Origin of the sequence: Sinomonas sp. G460-2 (assembly GCF_047759905.1) — a bacterium.
Lineage (GTDB): Bacteria > Actinomycetota > Actinomycetes > Actinomycetales > Micrococcaceae > Sinomonas.
This window is the reverse complement of sequence record NZ_JBKZWT010000004.1, coordinates 12,369-31,046: the sequence shown is the minus strand read 5'-3', so window position 1 is coordinate 31,046 and position 18,678 is coordinate 12,369. Positions and strand designations below refer to the sequence as shown.

16 protein-coding genes and 1 tRNA gene are annotated in these 18,678 nt (G+C 68.4%); 8 read left to right on the top strand and 9 right to left on the bottom strand.

Annotated features, from left to right (window positions below; all coding sequences use genetic code 11):
- Positions 1 to 144: 144 nt before the first annotated feature.
- The 5 genes from ACLN58_RS01100 to ACLN58_RS01080 all read left to right on the top strand — a co-directional run bounded on the left by ACLN58_RS01100 (position 145) and on the right by ACLN58_RS01080 (position 5,031).
- Positions 145 to 1,125: a dihydrodipicolinate synthase family protein gene (locus ACLN58_RS01100; RefSeq protein ID WP_415853428.1), complete on the top strand. Its 981-nt coding sequence runs from the start codon at positions 145 to 147 to the stop codon at positions 1,123 to 1,125.
- 45 nt (positions 1,126 to 1,170) lie between these two features.
- A complete protein-coding gene (locus ACLN58_RS01095) occupies positions 1,171 to 2,058 on the top strand; it encodes an SMP-30/gluconolactonase/LRE family protein (protein WP_415853427.1) in 888 nt (295 codons plus the stop codon).
- Positions 2,059 to 2,088: 30 nt separating this feature from the next.
- Complete coding sequence (locus tag ACLN58_RS01090) at positions 2,089 to 2,322, top strand: tautomerase family protein (protein WP_415853426.1); 234 nt, start codon at positions 2,089 to 2,091, stop codon at positions 2,320 to 2,322.
- A 151-nt stretch (positions 2,323 to 2,473) separates the two neighbouring features.
- Positions 2,474 to 4,000: a sugar ABC transporter ATP-binding protein gene (locus ACLN58_RS01085; protein ID WP_415853425.1), complete on the top strand. Its 1,527-nt coding sequence runs from the start codon at positions 2,474 to 2,476 to the stop codon at positions 3,998 to 4,000.
- Complete coding sequence (locus ACLN58_RS01080; protein WP_415853424.1) at positions 3,997 to 5,031, top strand: ABC transporter permease; 1,035 nt, start codon at positions 3,997 to 3,999, stop codon at positions 5,029 to 5,031. Before ACLN58_RS01085 ends, ACLN58_RS01080 begins: the two co-directional genes overlap by 4 nt.
- A gap of 160 nt (positions 5,032 to 5,191) precedes the next feature.
- On the opposite strand, the gene ACLN58_RS01075 is transcribed toward ACLN58_RS01080, so the two are convergent.
- The 8 genes from ACLN58_RS01075 to ACLN58_RS01040 form a co-directional block, all read right to left on the bottom strand.
- A complete protein-coding gene (locus tag ACLN58_RS01075; protein ID WP_415853423.1) occupies positions 5,192 to 6,079 on the bottom strand; it encodes a dioxygenase in 888 nt (295 codons plus the stop codon).
- Positions 6,080 to 7,138: 1,059 nt separating this feature from the next.
- Positions 7,139 to 8,323, bottom strand: a complete 1,185-nt coding sequence (locus ACLN58_RS01070; protein ID WP_415853422.1) for a tyrosine-type recombinase/integrase — start codon at positions 8,321 to 8,323, stop codon at positions 7,139 to 7,141.
- Positions 8,324 to 8,327: 4 nt separating this feature from the next.
- Positions 8,328 to 8,588 carry a helix-turn-helix domain-containing protein gene (locus tag ACLN58_RS01065; protein WP_415853421.1) on the bottom strand — a complete coding sequence of 87 codons (261 nt, stop codon included), beginning with the start codon at positions 8,586 to 8,588 and terminating at the stop codon, positions 8,328 to 8,330.
- A gap of 155 nt (positions 8,589 to 8,743) precedes the next feature.
- Positions 8,744 to 8,820, bottom strand: a tRNA-Pro gene (locus tag ACLN58_RS01060).
- Between the two features lie 244 nt (positions 8,821 to 9,064).
- Positions 9,065 to 10,894, bottom strand: a complete 1,830-nt coding sequence (locus tag ACLN58_RS01055) for an ABC transporter ATP-binding protein (RefSeq protein WP_415853420.1) — start codon at positions 10,892 to 10,894, stop codon at positions 9,065 to 9,067.
- A complete protein-coding gene (locus tag ACLN58_RS01050) occupies positions 10,891 to 12,762 on the bottom strand; it encodes an ABC transporter ATP-binding protein (RefSeq protein WP_415853419.1) in 1,872 nt (623 codons plus the stop codon). The genes ACLN58_RS01055 and ACLN58_RS01050 overlap by 4 nt, the downstream gene beginning before the upstream one ends.
- A gap of 193 nt (positions 12,763 to 12,955) precedes the next feature.
- Complete coding sequence (locus ACLN58_RS01045; protein ID WP_415853451.1) at positions 12,956 to 13,840, bottom strand: metallophosphoesterase; 885 nt, start codon at positions 13,838 to 13,840, stop codon at positions 12,956 to 12,958.
- Between the two features lie 104 nt (positions 13,841 to 13,944).
- A complete protein-coding gene (locus ACLN58_RS01040; protein ID WP_415853418.1) occupies positions 13,945 to 16,227 on the bottom strand; it encodes a transglycosylase domain-containing protein in 2,283 nt (760 codons plus the stop codon).
- A gap of 37 nt (positions 16,228 to 16,264) precedes the next feature.
- Here ACLN58_RS01040 and ACLN58_RS01035 point away from each other — a divergent pair, with 37 nt between their 5' ends.
- From ACLN58_RS01035 to ACLN58_RS01025, 3 genes are read left to right on the top strand one after another with little or no spacing between them, the layout of a single operon-like run.
- Complete coding sequence (locus ACLN58_RS01035; protein WP_138414528.1) at positions 16,265 to 16,423, top strand: DUF4177 domain-containing protein; 159 nt, start codon at positions 16,265 to 16,267, stop codon at positions 16,421 to 16,423.
- Entirely contained in the window at positions 16,420 to 16,920 is a 501-nt protein-coding gene (locus ACLN58_RS01030) for a RidA family protein (RefSeq protein ID WP_415853417.1), read from the top strand. The genes ACLN58_RS01035 and ACLN58_RS01030 overlap by 4 nt, the downstream gene beginning before the upstream one ends.
- Positions 16,904 to 17,845 (top strand): NUDIX hydrolase, encoded by a 942-nt coding sequence (locus tag ACLN58_RS01025; RefSeq protein ID WP_415853416.1) that lies wholly within the window; start codon positions 16,904 to 16,906, stop codon positions 17,843 to 17,845. Before ACLN58_RS01030 ends, ACLN58_RS01025 begins: the two co-directional genes overlap by 17 nt.
- 118 nt (positions 17,846 to 17,963) lie before the next feature.
- On the opposite strand, the gene ACLN58_RS01020 is transcribed toward ACLN58_RS01025, so the two are convergent.
- Positions 17,964 to 18,641, bottom strand: coding sequence for a Crp/Fnr family transcriptional regulator (locus ACLN58_RS01020; RefSeq protein WP_136611216.1), 678 nt, complete (start codon positions 18,639 to 18,641; stop codon positions 17,964 to 17,966).
- Positions 18,642 to 18,678: the final 37 nt, after the last annotated feature.

Below are 18,678 nucleotides of genomic sequence, written 5' to 3'. Positions count from 1 at the left end.
TGGGCGGCACGCTCCTATCATAAGCGGCTAAGCCACTTTTGCCAGCCCGGCCGATTCGCCGTTGACACGAAACCCGGGCGGTGCTTCAATCAAAGTGGCTAGGCCAGATTGAAAGGCCCATTTACGAGACGCAGGAGGAGTGCAATGGCGCGCTATGCACGCAGCGAGGCGAAGGCTGCCGCCCGCAAGGAGTTCACGGGGATCTGGGCGGCATTGACCACACCCTTCACCACAGACGGCGAACTGGACCTGGGAGCGATCGGAACAGACATCGACTACCTCGTCGAGGACCTGCGCATCGACGGGGTCTTCACCACCGGCGTCATGGGCGAGTTCTGGTCGCTGACCAACGCCGAGCGCATGAAGTCCGTCGAGGCAGTCGTCGAAGCGGCCTCCTGCAGGATCCCGGTGCTCGCACATACGGGGCACCACTCGGCCCGCGACACCATCGAACTGACCCGTCACGCCGAGAAGGCGGGCGCCGACTTCGCCGTCATCATCAGCCCGTACTACCCGCCGGCATCCCAGGAGGGCCTGCGGCGGTGGTTCCACGAGGTGATCTCCTCAGTCGACATCGGGGTCTGGCTCTTCGACACCAGCTTCTCCGGAGTCACACTGCCCCTCGGCCTGATCGACGAGCTCGCAGACCTGGAGAACGTCTGCGGCATCAAGGTCGGCCACGACCACACACGGTACCTCGAAACGCTCGGCCTCGTCGGCGACCGCATTCTCGTCTGCGAGGCGAACGAGGGCATGTGGCTCGAGAACATCCGCGACCACGGCCAATCGGTCTACATGTCCTCCTCGATCCCCTTCCTCTACCAGACCAAGGACTACCAGCCGATGCGCGAGTACACCGACCTCGCCCTGCGGGGCGAGTTCGAGAAGGCCGCCGAGGTCGCGGCGACGCTCGAGCCGCTCCGGGCCCTGAACTCGAAGTGGCTGCACGGCCAATGGCTGCGTGACCGCACCCTGCAGGTGCCGTTCATCAAGGCATGGGCCAAGGAGCTCGGGATGGCCGGTGGAGACGTGCGGGCGCCCCTGCCTTCCCTGACCGAGGAGCAGCGCGCCGAACTCCGCGCTGATCTTGCAGCCGTCGGCCTGCTCCAGGCCGCCGGAAAGTAAGCATCCGATTCATCGTTCTCAACGGCGAGAAAGGCAACAACCGCAATGACCAACGACACGCGCACCACCAGCCTCAAGTACCCCACCGAGATCGCCATGGGGACCGGAACCGGCCCCGAGTGCATCGCCGTGGGCGATGGCCCCTTCGCCTACATGTCCTCCCTGAAGACCGGCGAGATCTTCCGCGTCGACTTCGAGAACGGCACCTACGAGGTCTTCCACGAGTCCCTCGGCCCGACCACCGTCGGCGTCTCGCTCGACGCCTACGGGAGGCTGTTCGTCTGCGGCGGGATCGACGGGTCCTTCTCCGTCATCGACACCAAGACCCGGAACGTCATCCGGCGCTACCAGCTCGGCGGCGAGAACACCTTCATCAACGACCTCGTACACACACCGCGCTTCGCGTACATCACCGACTCCTTCTCCCCGGTGCTGTACAAGTTCCCCCTCGGCCCCTACGGCGAGCTCCCCTCGGACGAGGAGATCATCCGCCTGCCCATGACCGGGGATTTCCAGTACCGGTACGGCGAGGCCTTCTCGGACAACTTCAACTCCAACGGGATCTCGTTCACCCCGGACAAGAGCGCCGTACTGGTGGTTCAGACCAACACCGGAAAGCTCTTCCGCGTCGACACCGAGACCGGAGCCACCACGCTCGTAGACCTGGCACGGGAGACCGTCCCAGGAGGCGACGGCCTGGTCCTGGAAGGCAACACCCTCTACGTGGTCCAGAACCTCCCCAACCTGGTGTCGGTGATCGACCTCTCGGACGACGGGCAGAACGGCACCGTGCGTGAACGCTGGACCGACGAGCGCTTCGACACCCCGACCGCGATGGCCCGATTCGGGAACCGCTTCTACTTCTCCAACGCCCGGTTCACCACCCCGGACCCACAAAAAGCAGACTTCCAGCTCATCGCCGTCGAACGCTAGCCCCATCCCCACACCGAAGAAGGTACAGACATGCCCGAGGTCCACGTGTACATGGCGGAAGGCCGAACGCGCGAGCAGAAGCGAGCCATGATGGCCGCCATCACCGAAGCACTCGGTGCCACGATCGGTGCCCCCGCGGAGGTCGTGACCGTCCAGATCATCGAGGCGGGATGGCACGACAAGATGAAGGGCGGGCGCACCTTCGCCGAACGCTACGCCGAGGAGACGCCCTCCGGGTACGAAGCGGCGAAAGACCAACAGTAGGGCACGTATCCCACGGCAGCTGCCGCCGATTCCAGTGCAGTCGCCGTCGACCATTCTGAAGGAGTGCAATGACGCACGACGATCACCCCTGCCCGGCACCGGCCGCAGCAGCGTGTCCGGGCCTCCGGTACCGCCCTGAACGGCGCCCGGGATGAGCGGCGAAGGCACCTTCACCGGTGTGGAGGTCCGCGGCGTGTCCAAGGCCTTCGGCGCAATCCGCGCGGTGCAGGACGTGTGCCTGTCGATCAGGCCCGGCACGGTCCACGCCCTCGTGGGGGAGAACGGCGCAGGCAAGTCCACGCTCGGGAAGATCATCGCCGGTGCCCTGCAGCCCGACACCGGCCAGGTGTACATTGACGGCCATGCCGTTCATCTGAGGTCCCCGCGCGACGCCCTTCTCGCCGGCATCGCCGGGATGGAGCAGGAGATCTCGCTCGTCCCGGACCTTACCGTGCAGCAGAACGTCTTCCTCGGAGTGGAGCCTCAATCCCTGGGGTTCGTCCGCAAGAGAAAGCTGCACGCCGACTGGGAAGGCCTCGTCGCCGGCTCCGGGTTCCGGCTCGAAGGCTCGGCCAAGGCCCGCTCGCTCTCGCTGGGGGAGCGGCAGCAGGTGGAGATCCTGCGAGCTGTTTCCCGCAGGGCGAGCCTCATCGTGATGGACGAGCCCACGGCTGCCCTGAACGAGGAAGAGGCACGCGCCCTCCACACCACGATCCGGTCCATCACACGGCGCGGCGCCTCGGTCCTGATCGTGACCCACTTCCTCAAGGAGGTGCTCGCCCTCGCCGACACGATCACCGTCCTGCGCGAGGGACGGCTCGTCCACACCGGGCCCGCACACACCCAGACCGAGGCATCGCTGATGCGCGCCATGCTGGGCCGCGAGCTCTCCAGCGTGTTCCCGCATAAGACTCCAGTCGCCCCCACCCAGCCAAGTGTCCTCGCCGGCCGCGGCATCGTCGCCCCAGGAGTCCGGAACGTCTCGCTCCACGTCAGGGCCGGTGAGATCGTCGGCCTCGCGGGCCTGGACGGCTCGGGACGCACCGAGCTCGGCCGCGCGCTCTTCGGCGACCTCCCGATCACCCGAGGCACGGTCGAGGTCGCCGGCTCGCCCTTGAGGACCGCGTCGCCGCGGGCCTCACTCGCCCGCGGCCTGAGCATGATTCCGGCGTCCCGGGCCGATGACGGGCTCTTCCCCGTCCGCCCGATCCTCGAGAACACCTCGATCGGCGCACTCTCGGGCCTGAGCCGGGCCGGGATCATCCGGAGGGCACTGGAGGCCGAGAGGGTCACGAACCTGCTCACGCGGCTCGGAGCGCCGACCGCCCGCGCGCGGCTCGCCGTCTCGACCCTCTCCGGCGGGAACCAGCAGAGGGTCCTGTTCGCCCGCGCGATGATGCGCGAGACCATCGCCCTGATCGCCAACGAGCCGACCAGGGGGGTCGACATCGGCGCGAAGGCGGCCATCTACGACCTCATCCACTCGCTCGCCTCCGAGGGCCTGGGGGTCCTCATCATCTCCTCCGAACCCGAAGAGCTCATCGGCCTGTGCCACCGCGTCGTCGTCATGCGCCAGGGCGAGATCTCCGACGAACTCGACGGTGACGACATCCGTGAAGACCGCATCCTGGCCGCCGCCCTGGCTGCGCGGCCCGCGAGCAAAGGAAACACCCCATGACTGCGACGCAGCCTGCCACCCAAACCCGAGGACCCCGGCCGGCAGCACCCCGCCTGATCCCGATCCTTGCGCAGCTCCGCAGATCGGGGGTGCTGATACCGCTGGTGATCCTCTTCACCGTGCTGGCCTTTGCCAGCGCCCCGTTCGCAACGAGCGCCAACCTGCTGAACCTGATCGACCAGCAGTCATCGATCCTCATCATCGCCGCCGCCGGGACACTCCTGTTCGTATCGGGAGGATTCGACCTCTCCGTCGGCGCGGTCTACGCGCTCAGCGGCGTCGTCTCCGCCGGACTCGCCCAGCAGGGCAGCGGGCCGATCGCCGGGCTGGCCGGACTCGCGCTCGGCGCACTGGTCGGGCTCGTCAACGGCCTCGTCGTCGTGTACTTGCGGGTCAACGCCCTGATCGCAACGCTCGCCGTCTCCTTCGTCGTGCTCGGGGTCGCCTCGCTGGCCACCAGCGGCAACAGCATCACCCTGTACTCCCAGCCCGGTTACGGGGTCCTCGCCCAGACCCGGATACTCGGCGTCCTCTCCTCCACATGGATCACCCTGATCGTCGTCTGCGTATTGGGCGTCGCGCTCTGGGCGACCACCTTCGGCCGGTACCTCTACGCCGTCGGCGGCAACGAGAATGCCGCGCGCTTGGCCGGCGTCCGCGTCTCCGGGGTCCGGATCGCCGCGTTCGTCATCAGCGGCACCGCGGCCGGCCTGGGCGGCCTCATCGACTCCTCGCGCGTGCTCAGCGCCCAGGCCTCGAACGGCGGAGACGCGCTCACCTTCACCGTCATCGCCAGCATCGTCGTCGGCGGGACAAGCATCATGGGCGGCGAGGGCACCGTCTGGAAATCGGTCGTCGGCGTCATGTTCCTGGCACTGATCGGGAACGGCTACAACCTCCTCGGACTCGACCCTCTCTACCAGCAGATCACCCTCGGTGCACTCATCCTCCTGTCCGTGAGCCTGCACGGTCTCGGCCGGGTCGTGCAGAGGCTGAGGCGACTGTCGACTTTCCGGCTCCCGGTTCGGTAGACGATTACGTGAGGTCTCGGCAGACGCGTTTCTCGGCGCCCGCCGTCTTCGGTGACTAGAGCAGATGCGACGCGCGCGAAGTTCCGACACAAGACCTCTGTGACCGCAGTCCGGCGGGCAACAGGATCACCTCGCTTTGGTGCAGACCATCAATTGCGGTTCAGTCGTCCCCGGGCGCGAGCACAATGTCGAAGCGAACATGGCTCCAGGTCTGACCTTCCGGGAGTGCGCGGCCGTTCGGGGTGGCTTCGTCCGCTTCGTGGTGGGTGAACTTCTTGATCAGTGAATCCTTGACGCCAAACACCGAGTCACCCCTGTCCAGTTGGGGGTCACCATCCACGAAGATGTGCGTCACCAGAGTCCGATAGCCCTCGGCGGAAACCATGAAGTGCAGGTGGGCCGCGCGGTAGGTCGAACGGCCGACGGCTTCCAGCAGCTGTTCCACTGGGCCGTCGCTGGGGATTGGGTACGGGGTGGGGGTGAGGCCCCAGAAACTGTAGTTCCCGTCGTTGTCGCTGAACAGGTGTGCGCGGCCGTAGACCCTGCCGTCGTCGTGCTGCACGTCGTAGAGGCCCTCGTCGTCGGCTTCCCACACCTCGATGCGGGCGATCGGAATGGGTCTGCCCTCGGTGTCCCGGACGGAGCCTTCTATCCAGCTCGGCTCGCCCGGAGCGCCGCCGGAGATGTCGCCGCCGTTCTCGATGAGCGGGGCGTCATTCACGAAGAACGGGCCGAACGCCGTCGCTTCGGTGGCGTCTTTGTACGCCTCGTTGTTGACCGCGATGGTCTGCATCGAGATGCCGAGGATGTCGGACATCAGGACGACCTCCTGACGGCGATCGTCGGTGATGTGTCCGGCGCGGGTTAGGAAGTCGATCCAGGCGTTCCACTCGTGCTTGGTCAGCCGCACCTCTCGCACGAAGGCATGTACATGCTTCACGAGCGTCTCCATGAGGTACTTGAGGCGCGGGTTGCCCGGTGTGTTCTCGAAGGAGGCGACCACCCGATCGGTGAGCTCCTGCTCGCGGCGCTCCTGCTCTCCGGTCACAGCTGTCCCTCCGAGACGGGCTCGCCGGCCCAGGCCAGGCGGACCAGCTGCTCCAGATCGTCCTGGACGACGGGCCGAGGATTGGATGTCGGGATTGCGTCGAGGCAGAGGGATGGGGCGGCCCGTCCAGGATCGGGTGGTGAGCTGACCGTGTCCGCCCCGGCACCGCACCGACCTCGATTGCCGGGGAGCGCGTGCGCACCTACTTGCTGGGAGGTGAGTCATCGATGAGCACAACGAGCCTCAAACGGAAGCACCGGTATGGGTTCACCCTGCTGGAATGGTCCGCGGCCACAGCTCGTACGAGGGTCGAGTACGTCTGCACCAGACTCGTCGTCCGGAGGCCTCACGGTTCACCGGCACCGCGGATAACCCCAGGTCACACGGTGGGGCCACCGTGGCCCCACCGTCAAATGCGAACCGGAGGACCTGGGAATGGGCCGCGCTTATGGTCACCGGCCGACACTCGTGCACGAGCCTTGAAGGGACCAGCGAACTGCGGTGCCTCGCCGAGGATTCCAACCAACCCGGTGCGCTCCGTGACCGCGCCTCGGTGGAACTGGTGGGGGATCGATGCAGCGGTGCGGCAGGGTGCTAGACAGGACGCCGCCCGGCCCGGAGCATCCGAGGCGCAGACCCGCGCCGCCGATCTGGAACATCTCGCCGCCGAGGCGCTCGCGCGCGTCCGCGCCGAACAGAAGTGCATCAAGCACCCCCGCCCTGCACCGATACCTGCAGCGGGAGCGACGACGGTCGGCGGGCAAAAGCCCAGGTCGCACGGTGCCGCCACGGTGGCGGCACCGTGCGAGCGCAATCGCAGCACGACGATGCCCGTATCCCCCGTCGCTCGCGCAGGCACGCCGAAAATGGTCGGAGCCTCCATCGCCAACGTCATCCTCGCCCGGACCTCCAACCCCAAAGAACTGCCCGACCTGACCACCCTCGTCTGCGAACAGACCACCACCTGCCTTACCACCGCGGGAGACCAAGGCACTGCTATTCACGGCGCTGCCGTCCCGCACCACCCAGCCTCGCACGCAGGCTGGCAGCCGGGGAAGATCAAACCTCGTCTTTCGCGAAGGCGCGCTCGAGCATCTCGGCGGTGGCAGGGTTCACCATCTCGTTGCGGCGGATGTAGTGCTGGATGGTGATCTTCGGATCCGTGTGGCCGAGCAGCTCGGCGGCGAGGTCGACGCCGGCCTCCTCGCTGATCGCGGTCGCGACGGTGCGGCGGAACATGTGCGGGGTGACCCCGGTGATCCCGGCGAGGTCCATCACATGGCGGAGCTGGCGGCGGACGTTGTTCGTCGTCAGCGGCGTTCCCTCCCGGGTGCAGAACAGCAGGGCATCCAGGGACGGGTCCTCCAGCTTCGCCAGCCGGCGGCGCACGGCCTCGGCGGTGAACGAGGGGATGGCCACGGTCCGGCGGGACTTCGCGGTCTTGGGGTGGTCCTGCCGCAGGGTCGGCTCGCCAAGGTGGCTGACAATCGTGCCGGCGATCCGGATCGAGGGCGGTGCCGCTGCGATGTCGATGTCTCGGCGACGGATGGCCAGGACCTCCCCGATGCGGGCCGAGGTGCCGAGCATGACCTCCACGATCGCGCCCAGCTGCCCGTCCGGCCTCGGCCCCGACGGCGAACGGCCGGCCTCCCAGAGCGCTATCGCGGCGCGGACCGCGTTGACCTCCGCCGGCGTCAGCGCGTTCGGCGTGGACGCCGGGCGGTGCAGTCGGGAGACGTGGTCCATCGGGTTGCGCGGCAGGACCTCGTGCCGGACGGCCAGGCCGAGGGCCAGGCGGAGGGCGACGCGGGCCTGCCTGGCGCGGTTGTAGCTCTGCTTGGCCAGCTGCTTGAGGAAGTTGTCGCACCGGGCGACCCCGATCTCCCGCAGGGTCAGGCTCCCGAAGGCGGGCATGACGAGGGTGCGCATGTTCCGCTCGTAGAGCTGCCGGGTCCGCTTGGAGAGCCCGTCGTCGAGGTCGAGGTCCTCGAGCCAGTACGTGACCAGTTCGGGGAACGGGCTGTCTGCGGTGAGCTTCGAGGAGGAGGGCTGGAAGAGGCTGCGCTCGGCGAGCTTGGCCTTCAGGGCGCGCTCGGCGGCCTTTCGGGTCGCCCCGGCGGCCTGGACGAGCCGGGTCCGTCCGTCCCAGCCGCGGTAGCGGGCCCGGGCGACGCTCCGGCCGCCGGCGGCGGGCAGGTAGCCGATCTCGCCGAAGGTGCCGATGGGCAGGCGCTGGCGGCTCACCGTTTCACCTCCCGTCCGCAGGCGAGGGCGGCCCGGGATCGCGCTGCTGCTCGATCCAGGCCCGCACGTCCGAGACGGCGAATTTCAGGTGCTTGCCGAAGCGGTAGGCGCGCGGGCCCAGGCCGCGCCTGCGCCAGTCGTAGACCGTGGAGAGCGGAATGCGCAGGTACGAGGCGAGCTCGCCGACGTCGAGCAGGGGCTCCAGCCCCCAAGGGTTCTCGGCGGTGTGGTCGGTGTCCATGGCGCGCAGGTGCGCCGCGCTCACCCACAAGGACCGGAGGCAGCCGGAGCAGTCGGCGGTCTGCCGGAATGCAGCAGCGCCGAGCCGTCGCGGGGAGGTCAAAAAGATGGGTTTTCGATGACCGGGTCAAGTCTCACCAACTGAAAAGCCACGGAAACCCTTGAGTTTCCGTGGCTTCCTGGTCGGGATGACAGGATTTGAACCTGCGACCTCTTCGTCCCGAACGAAGCGCGCTACCAAGCTGCGCTACATCCCGATCCGTCGCCCAGATCCCCCAACAGGTTCCCCAAGCAACTCATCTAGAGTACCCGATCCGGCGGCCCGACGCGAAATCGCGGGGGTCCGGCTGCGACTCTCCTCGCAGTCACTTTGTCGCCGAGCGCAGTGCCCTTCTCGCCGACAAGTCGCCCTCAAGGTGACTGCCGTGCTCGAAGGTGACTTGGGACCACGAGAAGGTGACTCGGACCCACGAGAAGGTGACTTGGGTCAGCGACATGTACCTACACGAGCGAGTCCTGCCAGGCCCCGTGAAGCGCCGCGAAGCGGCCGCCGCCGCGGATGAGCTCCTCAGGAGTCCCGTCCTCGATGATCCGCCCGCCGTCCATGACGAGGACCCGGTCGGCGATCTCCACGGTCGAGAGCCGGTGGGCGATGATGATCGCCGTCCGACCCCGCCGCGCGAGCAGGCGCTGTAGGCCCGCCTGGACGAGCCGCTCCGACGGGATGTCGAGCGACGAGGTGGCCTCGTCGAGGATGAGCACGGCGGGAGCCGCGAGGAAGGCCCTCGCGAACGAGATGAGCTGACGCTGCCCCGCGGAAACGCGCCCACCTCGCTTGTTGACGTCCGTGTCGTACCCGTCGGGCAGCGCCGTGATGAACTCGTGGGCGCCCACGGCCTTCGCGGCCGCCTCGATCTCGGCGCGCGTCGCCGCGGGCCGCCCCAGGGCGATGTTGTCCGCGACCGTGCCGCTGAACAGGAACGCCTCCTGGGTGACCATGACGACGGCGCGGCGCAGGTCGGGCGTCGAGAGCCGGCGGAGGTCGACGCCGTCGAGCGTGAGCGCACCCGAGGAGACGTCGTAGAAGCGCGCCACGAGCTTGGCGAGCGTCGACTTGCCCGCACCCGTCGCGCCCACGAGCGCGATCGTCTGTCCGGCCGGAATGTCGAGGCTGAACTCGGGCAGAACCACGGGGCCGTCGCCGTAGCGGAATTCGGTCTGGTTGAAGCGGACGTTGCCGCGGGGGTCAGGGAGCGGCACGGGCTCGCGCGGCGGCAGGACGGTGGGGACCTCCTCGAGCAGGCCCGAGACCTTCTCGAGGGCGGCCTGGGCGCTCTGGAACGAGTTGTAGAACATCGCCATGTCCGCGATCGGCTGGTAGAAGCGCTTGACCGAGAGCACGAGCGCGAGGAGCACACCGACGGCGAGGCCGCCGCTCAGCACCCGCAGCCCCGCGACGAGGAGCACGACCGAGACCGTGATGTTGCCGATCATCACGAGGCCGGGCTGGAGGACGCCGTTGAGCTGGATCGAGCGCGCCGTGATCTTGCGGTAGTCCTCCGCGAGCACACCGAACTCCTGGTTGTTCTCGGGCTCCTTGCGGAAGGCCTTGACCGCGCGGATGCCGGTCATGGTCTCGACGAAGTGCACGATGAGCCGCGCCGACGCGACGCGGGACGCGCGGTACGTGACTTGCGAGCGGACCTGGTACCACCGGGCGAGCCAGAACATGGGCACGGCGGCGAGCAGCATGATGACGCCGGACGGCCAGTCGAGCAGGAACACCGTGGCCGCCGTGAAGATCATGAACAGCACGCCGGAGACGAGAGAGCTGACACCGGAGTCGAGCAGCTCGCGCAGGGCCTCGAGATCGGAGGTCTGCCGGCTGATGATTCGCCCTGACGTGTAGTGCTCGTGGAAGTCGAGGCTCAGTCGCTGCGTGTGCCGGAACACGCGGACGCGCAGGTCCAGGAGCATGGCCTGGCTGAGCTTCGCCGTCGACGTCACGTAGCCGGCGGTGAGGAGCGCCGTGGTGAGGGCCGCTGCGAGGTAACCGGCGCCCGTGAGCCACACGAGCGTCGAATCCCCGTGTATGAGCCGGGGGAGCGCGAAGTCGACGCCCGCGGCGATGATTGCCGGGCCCGCGGCTTTCGTGGCCTGCGAGATGACGACCATCCCGAGCGTGAGCCAGAACCGCACCCGCACGGGGCGGATGAGCGAGGCGAGGAGTCGCAGCGACCGGCGCCGGACCGCGCGGGAATCCTCGCGGTTCAGGTCGTAGTCGTCTTCCGCGTGGTCCCGTTCCGCGGCGGTGCGCGGCGCGGAGCTCATCGGGCCTCCTCGAGATCGTCCAGGTTGTCGTCGGTGTCGAGCGCGGTGTCGAGGTCCCGAGGCTCCGAGTCGAGGCTCGCGATAACGTATCGATAGTGCCCATTCCGGGCCAGCAGCTCGGCGTGGGTCCCAACGTCGTCGATCACGCCGTCGCGCAGGAGCGCCACGCGGTCCGCGAGGGCCACGGTCGAGGGACGGTGGGCGACGATGAGCGTCGTGGTGTCGGTGAGCACGTCGCGAAGGCGACCCTCCACGCGCTCCTCCGTGGCGACGTCGAGCGCGGACAGCGGATCGTCGAGGACCAGCACGGAGGGCTTCGCCGCGATCGCGCGGGCCAGCGCGATGCGCTGCCGCTGGCCGCCCGAGAGGCTCAGGCCCTCCTCGCCGATGCGGGTGTCGACGCCCTCCGGCAGGGAGTACGCGAAGTGGGCCTGCGCGACGTCGAGCGCCTCGTCGAGGAGCGCCTCCGCCTCGGGCCCCTCCCGCACGTCCGCTCCCAGCAGCACGTTGTCGCGCACCGAGCTCGAGAAGAGCGTCGTGTCCTCGAACGCGACCGAGACGGCTCGGCGCAGCTCGGGCAGGGTGAGTTCGCGGACGTCGACGCCGTCGATCTCCACCGAGCCCCCGCTCACGTCGTAGAGGCGGGGAACGAGCGCCAGGAGCGTGGTCTTCCCGGAACCCGTGACGCCCACGAGCGCCATCGTCTCGCCGGGGACGAGCTCAAGGTTGACGTTGCGCAGGATCGCCCCCGCGCCGTCGTTCGCTGCCGCGGCCTTGCGCGGTGCGCGCGTGCCGAACGCGAAGCGCACGTTGCGGAAGGCGAGCGCGCCGTGGGGCGCCGCGATGCTCGCTGGCTCGTCCGGGTCGGCGATCGTGATCGGCTCGTCCATGACCTCGTAGTGGCGGTCGATCGCGGTCTTCGCGGTGAGCGCCATGCCCACGAGCGCGCCGGACATTTCGACCGGGTTCGCGACGGCGGCCGCGGTCGCGAAGAACGCGGCCAGGGCGCCGACCGTGATCTGCCCGGTCCCCGCGAGCCAGAGCCCGACCATGAGGCCCGACCCCAGCGCGAGCTCCGGGAGGAGAGTCACGACCATGCTGAAGATCGCGAGGTGACGGGCCTTCGTGACCTCCGTATCGCGCAGTTCCTCGGCCTGGAGGGCGAAGCTTTCGAGCGCCTCGCGGCTGCGCCCGAACGCCTTGAGCACGCGGATGCCGTGGACGGACTCCTCGACCGCCGTCGCGAGGTCCCCGGCCTGGTCCTGGCTGCGGCGGGACACCGCGACGAACTGGCGGCGGAAGCGGAAGCTGTACACGCTGATCGGGATCGCGGCCGCGAGGAAGATGAGCGCTAGCTGCCACGAGATCGTGAAGAGCATCGCGATGCCCACGAACACGGTCGCGAACGAGATGATGAGGTACATCGCGCCGAACGCGAGCCACCGGCGCAGGAGGTTGAGGTCCGTCATGGCGCGCGAGAGAAGCTGCCCGGAGCCCCAGCCGTCGTGGAACGAGACGGGCAGCAGCTGCAGGTGGCGGTAGAGCTTGACGCGTAGCGAGGTCTCGACGTTGGTCGCGGGGTCGAGCACGAAGATGCGGCGCAGGAACGTCAGGGCCGCTTCGACGACTCCCATGACGAGGACGACGGCGGCGGCCCACACGACTGCCGACGGCCCGGCTCCCGGGCGGAGCAGCGTATCGATGATGGCGCGGAACACCTGCGGCACGAGGACCGCGAGCACGGAGGCAAGAAGCCCGACCGCGAGTCCGGCGATCAGCCGGGGGACGATCGATCGGGCCTCCGGGGCGAGCCGTGCGAGGCTGCCGCGAAACGAGATTTGGTCAAGGGCGGGGGCCTGCTTGGGCATGCCGGCGCTCACACCTCCGGTCAGGAGTAGTTAGCTGTGGAAACTACCTTACGCCATGGCACTGTGAGCGTTGCTCAAACGCGCGGGCGCCGCGGCGCCAGGCACCGCGTCAGCAGAACTGGACGTTCGTCCGGAGCGGCAGCACGATCGCTCTCGCCGTGATGAGCCCGGTCCGGATTAGGTGCGAGGGTGCCTAGCGGCGCGCGGTGAGGGTCAGCAGGACCGCCTCGGGGCGGCACGCGATGCGAATCGGCGCGAAGCGGGACGTCCCGATGCCGCCCGAGACGTTGAGCGGGGTCCAGCGGCCCTCGTGCTCCCACGTCGTGAGGCCCTTGGCGCGCCACGTCGGAAGATCGCAATTGGACACGAGGGCGCCGTAGCCAGGGAGGCAGATCTGCCCGCCGTGCGTGTGCCCTGCGAGCATGAGGTCCGCGCCGCTGCCCGTGAAGTGGTCGAGGACCCGCTGATACGGGGCGTGGATGACCGCGACCTTGAGGTGCGGCTTCCGGTCGTGGCCCGACGCGCCCTGCGGCCAGCCCGCGTACCGCTCGCGTTTGAGGTGCGGATCGTCCACGCCGGAGAAGTCGTAGCGCACGCCGTTGAAGGCGAGCGATTGGGATCGGTTCGTGAGGTCGACCCAGCCGGCGTCGCCGAAGCCCGCGGAGAGGCGGGGCCAGTCGAGCGCCACGCGGTCGGGGAGCGGGTGACGGTTCGAGGGGCCGAGCAGGTACGCCGCGGGGTTCTTGAGCACTGGAGCGTAGTAGTCGTTCGACCCCGGGACGTAGACGCCCGGGAACCGCAGGAGGGGCCCGAGGGCCTCGAGCAGGGGAGCGACGGCGTCCACGTGGCTCAGGTTGTCGCCCGTGTTGACCACGAGATCTGGGGCCAGCTCGGCGAGGCCCGCGAGCCATTCGGCCTTCTTGGTCTGGCCGGGAACGAAATGGATGTCACTCAGGTGCAGGACGCGCAGCGGCGCCGAGCCTTTGGGGAGCACCGGGACGGTCTCCGTGCGGAGGCCGAACTGGTCCTTCTCCCACCAGCCGTACGCCGCGGCCGCGACGCCGACCGACGCCGCCATGCCCGCGAGCAGGCCGGCGCGCTTTGCGCCCGTGGCGAGGGCCGCCGTCGTCCGCCGCGTGGCGCGGGCCAGCGCCCCCGCCTGCGCGTTCCCCAGCTCTGCCACTAGGGGTTGTTGCCCTTGCCGGGCTTCGTCTGGGTCGGGGCCGGCGCGGACGGGGCCTGGGTCTGGCCACCGCCATTGCCGTTATCGGTGTTCTTGGGCTGCGGCTGGGACTGCGCCGAGTTGATCAGGGCCGACGGCGGGGCGTCGAAGTCGCCATGGTCGTACAGCGGGGCGGCCTTCTGCATGAAGTAGGCCCACTGCGGGCCGGCGATGAAGGCACCATCAACGCTCTTGTAGTACTTCCCGTTGATCGTGACGTCCGTGCCCTTGTGGCCGGCGGGCTTGAACGCATCACCGAAGAAGGACGCCGTGGCGAGCCCCTTCGTGTAGCCGACAACCCACGTCTGCGCGTTGTACTGGTTTGTACCGGTCTTCGCGGCGTCGGGGACGCCCACCTTGATGGTCTGGCCCGCGTCATCCTTGATGTTGTAGCCGGAGCCCTTCGTGAGGACGTCCTGGAGCACGTTCGTCACGGCCTTGGCCACGTCCGGCTTGATCGCGTTGGCCTGGCAGCTCGGGGCCTGGCCGCCGATCCGCTTGCCCTGCGAGTCGACCACGTCGGTGATCGACATCGGAGTGCAGTACGTGCCGTTGCTCGCGAACGTCGCGAACGCGTTGGCCATCGTCATCGGGGCGACGTTCGAACCACCGAGCAGGTTGCCGAGCGTCGAGAGGTTCAGCTTCTCGTCCTTCCCGGTGCCGACGTGCATGCCGATCGCGTCCGCGGCGCGCTGGATGTCGCAGAAGTCGTTCAGGCCCGCCGCGGAGGCGAACGTCGCGGTGTTGATCGATTGGTAGATGCCCTCGCGGACGGACATGGGCCGGTACCACTGGGGTTCATCGTTCTGCAGGTCGTCGGCGGCGCCGAGCGAGGTTTGCGAGCTGTCAAACGCGCCCGTGACCTTCTGGCACGTCGTCTTCCACGGATAGTTCAGCGGATAGACACGTTTGGACGCGTCGACGATCTGGTTCGTCGGCTTGCCCTCGTTGAGCCACGCCGCGAGCGTCACAGGTTTCATGGTTGAGCCGGGCTGCATGCCGCCGAGGCCGCCCAGATCGTTGCCGCTCGCATCCGCGCTGTCGACGTTGAAGTTATAGGACGTGATGAAGTCTTTGCCTTGGCCCTTGAGTATTCGGGTGTTTTGGGCCATCGAGAGGACCTTGCCGGTGCCCGGTTGGACCGTCACGAGCGAAGCCGACCACTGATCAGGGTTCGCTCCCGCCGTCGCGTCCACCTGCGTCTGCGCCGCCCCCTGGAGCCGCGAGTCGAGCGTGGTCTTGATGGTTAGGCCGCCCCGGAGGAGCTTCGCATCGCGCTCGTCGACCGTATTGCCGAACGCTGGGTCGTTCTCGATCTGGTGCACCACGTAGTCGCAGAAGTACTGCGCCTGAGCGGCGTACTGGCAGCCCTGCTTGGGCGGGTTTACCTTGAGCTGGATCGGCGTCGCGACGGCGGCGTCGTGGTCCTTCTGGTTGATGTACCCGTGCTGCAGCATGGCATCGAGTACGAGGTTGCGGCGCTTGATCGAGTTGTCCGGATGCGTGCTCGGGTCGTACAGCGACGGGCTGTTGACGAGGCCCGCGAGGAGCGCCGCCTGGGGGAGCGAGAGGTCCTTTGCGTCAACCGAGAAGAAGTACTGGGCCGCGGCCTCGATGCCGTAGGCGTTTCGGTTGAAGAACACGAGGTTGAGGTAGCCCTCGAGGATCTGATCCTTCGAGTACTGCTTCTCGAGCGCGATCGCGAGCTTCATCTCGCGCAGCTTGTCGCCCACGCCCTTCTGGCCGTTGAGCACCACATCGGCGTCCTTGCCCTGCGCCACGAGGTTCTCGTTGATGACGTTCGTCACATACTGCTGCGTGAGCGTTGAGGCGCCCTGCTTGTCGCCGCGGACGTTCGAGACGAGGGCGCGGAGGATGCCCGTCATGTCGATGCCGCCGTGCTCGTAGAAGCGATAGTCCTCCACAGCGACGATCGCGTTCTTGATGTTCGGCGACATCTGATCGAGCTTGAGTGGCGTCCGGTTCTCATTGAAAAGGGTCGCGATCTGCGACCCATCAGACGCGACGATCTTCGTCACCTGCCCCGGAGGGGAGACCGTGAGCTCGCTCGGGAGGCTGTTGAAGAACTGCACCGAGCCGTTTGCTGCGCTCCCCGTCACGGCCGCAGCGGGCACCATGAGCCCCGCCACGAGAACCCCGCAGATCGCGCTGACGCCAAGGAAAGCGAGGATCTTGCCGAGCGTGGTGGCCGTGTCGAACAGAGGATTCTTGCCAGACGCCATGTAGGGCAGTCTAACGGGACCGACTACGCTGGACCTTATGACCACGTGGGAGTACGCCACCGTACCGCTGATCGTTCACGCGACGAAGCAGATCCTCGACCAGTGGGGCGAGGACGGCTGGGAGCTTGTCCAAGTCGTCCCCGGACCGGGCGGAAACGGCCTTGTGGCCTACATGAAGAGGGAGAAGCAGGCATGAGCGAATCGCAGTCCGCCGCGCCGGAGGCGGTGGCCCTCGGCGCCGTCGAACGCCGCCTCGCGGACCTCGGCCTGAGCCTCCCCGAGGTCGCGGCGCCGGTCGCCGCCTACGTTCCGGCCGTCGTCGCCGGTGGTTTCGTCTACACGTCCGGGCAGCTCCCGTTCGCGAAGGGGCAGCTGCCCGCGACCGGCAAGGTCGGCGCGGACGTGACGGCGGAGGACGCCAAGCGCTACGCGGAGCTGTGCATCGTCAACGCGCTCGCGGCCGTCAAGGCACAGATCGGCGACCTGGACCGCGTCACGCGGATCGTCAAGGTCGTGGGCTTCGTGGCCTCGGACCCCTCGTTCACGGGCCAGCCCGGGGTTGTTAATGGTGCGTCGGAGCTGCTCGGGAAGGTCTTTGGCGAGGCGGGCGCGCATGCCCGTTCCGCCGTCGGCGTCGCGGTGCTGCCGCTTGACGCCCCGGTTGAGGTGGAGCTGATTGCAGAGTTCGCATAGCCGCCGCTTCATCGTCCCCAAGCGGCTTCAGGGGGCGGCGCGCAGTTGGCTTGAGGAAGGGGACCGCCCGCCGCGTAACGCGCGGCTCGCGTCCTCCGTGGTCCTCGTACGGGATTCGGCGGAAGGCACGGAGACGTGGCTCGGCTATCGCCCCGGGAATTCGCCGCTCGGGGCCGTCGCGTTCCCCGGCGGCTCGGTCCAGAACACGGACCACGACACGTTCGACTGGTACGGACCCTCGGTAGGCCAATGGGCCGAGATGCTCGGAGTCGACGACTTCTCCGTGGCGCGCGCCCACGTCGTCGCCGCGATCCGCGAGCTCTTCGAGGAGACCGGAGTGCTCCTCGCCGGCTCGGACGCGACGACCGTGGTCGAGGGCACTGGCACGCCCGACTGGACGCGGGCCCGTGAGGCGGTCGCGGCGCAGGAGATCGGCTTCGCCGAGCTGATCACGAAGCGCGGCCTGGGGTTGCGCACGGACCTCCTGCGGCCGCTCGTGCACTGGGTCTCGCCCGAGTTCGCGCACCGGCGCTTCGACACGCGTTACTTCGCGGCGACGCTCCCCGAGGGCCAGACCCCGACGCTGCTGCCGAGCAAGGGCGTGTGGGGCGAGTGGGTTCTCCCGGCGCGCATCCTCGCGGATCGCGACACCGCGGCGTTCGGGGACCGCATCGGCGAGGAAGACACCAAGGGGTCGTCGCTTCCGGAGCTGCTCGTGCCCGCGAGCGAGATCATCCTCGAGAAGATCGCGAAGGCCAAGGGCTGCATCGCGTACCTCAACATCAAGCGGTCCACGCACACTTACCGCGCGCTGCTCGAGGACGTCGACGGACAGCTGTGGCTCCGCGTCGCGGCCCCCAGCGCGGCTCCGCCGACCGAGGCACTCGCGACGGTCCCGCCCGCGGCCCCCACGGCCCCCGTCTAACCGTCTCCGGTACGCCGACCGCCGCCTTCCGGCGTTTCGGGTGCCCTAATTCAAGAGCGAACGACGGCGCCGGTCACCTCGCAAGGTGACCGGCGCCGTCGTCTGTGCCCGAGACGGGTTAGCGGCTGCGCTGACGCAGGCGCGGCATGTCGAGGATGACGACGGCGCGCGCCTCGAGGCGGATCCAGCCGCGCTGGACGAACTCGGCGAGGGCCTTGTTGACCGTCTCGCGCGAGGCGCCGACGAGCTGCGCGAGCTCCTCCTGCGTTAGCTCGTGCGCCACGAGCACGCCGTCCGTCGCGGGGCGGCCGAACCGGTCCGCGAGGTCCAGGAGGGCCTTGGCGACGCGGCCGGGCACGTCGCTGAAGACGAGGTCGGAGAGGGAATCGTTCGTGCGGCGCAGGCGGCGGGCGAGCGCCTGGAGCAGCTGGGCCGAGACCTCGGGGCGGGCGCGGAGCAGGGCCACGAGCGCGTCGTTCTTGAGGCCGGCGAGGCGCGTCTCGGAGACGGCCGTCGCGGTCGCCGTGCGGGGCGCCGGGTCGAAGAGCGCCATCTCGCCGAACAGCTCGCCGGGGCCGAGGATCGCGAGGAGCGATTCGCGCCCGTCCGGCGACGTGCGGCCGAGCTTGATCTTGCCGGAGACGATGAAGTACATCTGATCGCCCTGATCGCCTTCGCGGAACACCGACGCGCCGCGGGAAAGGTCGACCTCCATGAGCTCGTCGGTCAGGAGGCGGAACGCCTCGTCGTCGAGCGTGGCGAAGAGCGGCGCGCGGCGCAGTACCTCGATGTCCAATGCAGTCTCCTAGTCATATTCTTTGCTGGCGCTGGGG

Coding starts and splice junctions, on each gene's coding strand:
- ACLN58_RS01045 (WP_415853451.1), bottom strand. CDS start 13,840: ATGGCGGCGTCGGTCGGCGTCGCGGCCGCGGCGTACGGCTGGTGGGAG.
- ACLN58_RS01085 (WP_415853425.1), top strand. CDS start 2,474: ATGAGCGGCGAAGGCACCTTCACCGGTGTGGAGGTCCGCGGCGTGTCC.
- ACLN58_RS01055 (WP_415853420.1), bottom strand. CDS start 10,894: ATGAGCTCCGCGCCGCGCACCGCCGCGGAACGGGACCACGCGGAAGAC.
- ACLN58_RS01035 (WP_138414528.1), top strand. CDS start 16,265: ATGACCACGTGGGAGTACGCCACCGTACCGCTGATCGTTCACGCGACG.
- ACLN58_RS01030 (WP_415853417.1), top strand. CDS start 16,420: ATGAGCGAATCGCAGTCCGCCGCGCCGGAGGCGGTGGCCCTCGGCGCC.
- ACLN58_RS01040 (WP_415853418.1), bottom strand. CDS start 16,227: ATGGCGTCTGGCAAGAATCCTCTGTTCGACACGGCCACCACGCTCGGC.
- ACLN58_RS01090 (WP_415853426.1), top strand. CDS start 2,089: ATGCCCGAGGTCCACGTGTACATGGCGGAAGGCCGAACGCGCGAGCAG.
- ACLN58_RS01050 (WP_415853419.1), bottom strand. CDS start 12,762: ATGCCCAAGCAGGCCCCCGCCCTTGACCAAATCTCGTTTCGCGGCAGC.
- ACLN58_RS01080 (WP_415853424.1), top strand. CDS start 3,997: ATGACTGCGACGCAGCCTGCCACCCAAACCCGAGGACCCCGGCCGGCA.
- ACLN58_RS01100 (WP_415853428.1), top strand. CDS start 145: ATGGCGCGCTATGCACGCAGCGAGGCGAAGGCTGCCGCCCGCAAGGAG.
- ACLN58_RS01095 (WP_415853427.1), top strand. CDS start 1,171: ATGACCAACGACACGCGCACCACCAGCCTCAAGTACCCCACCGAGATC.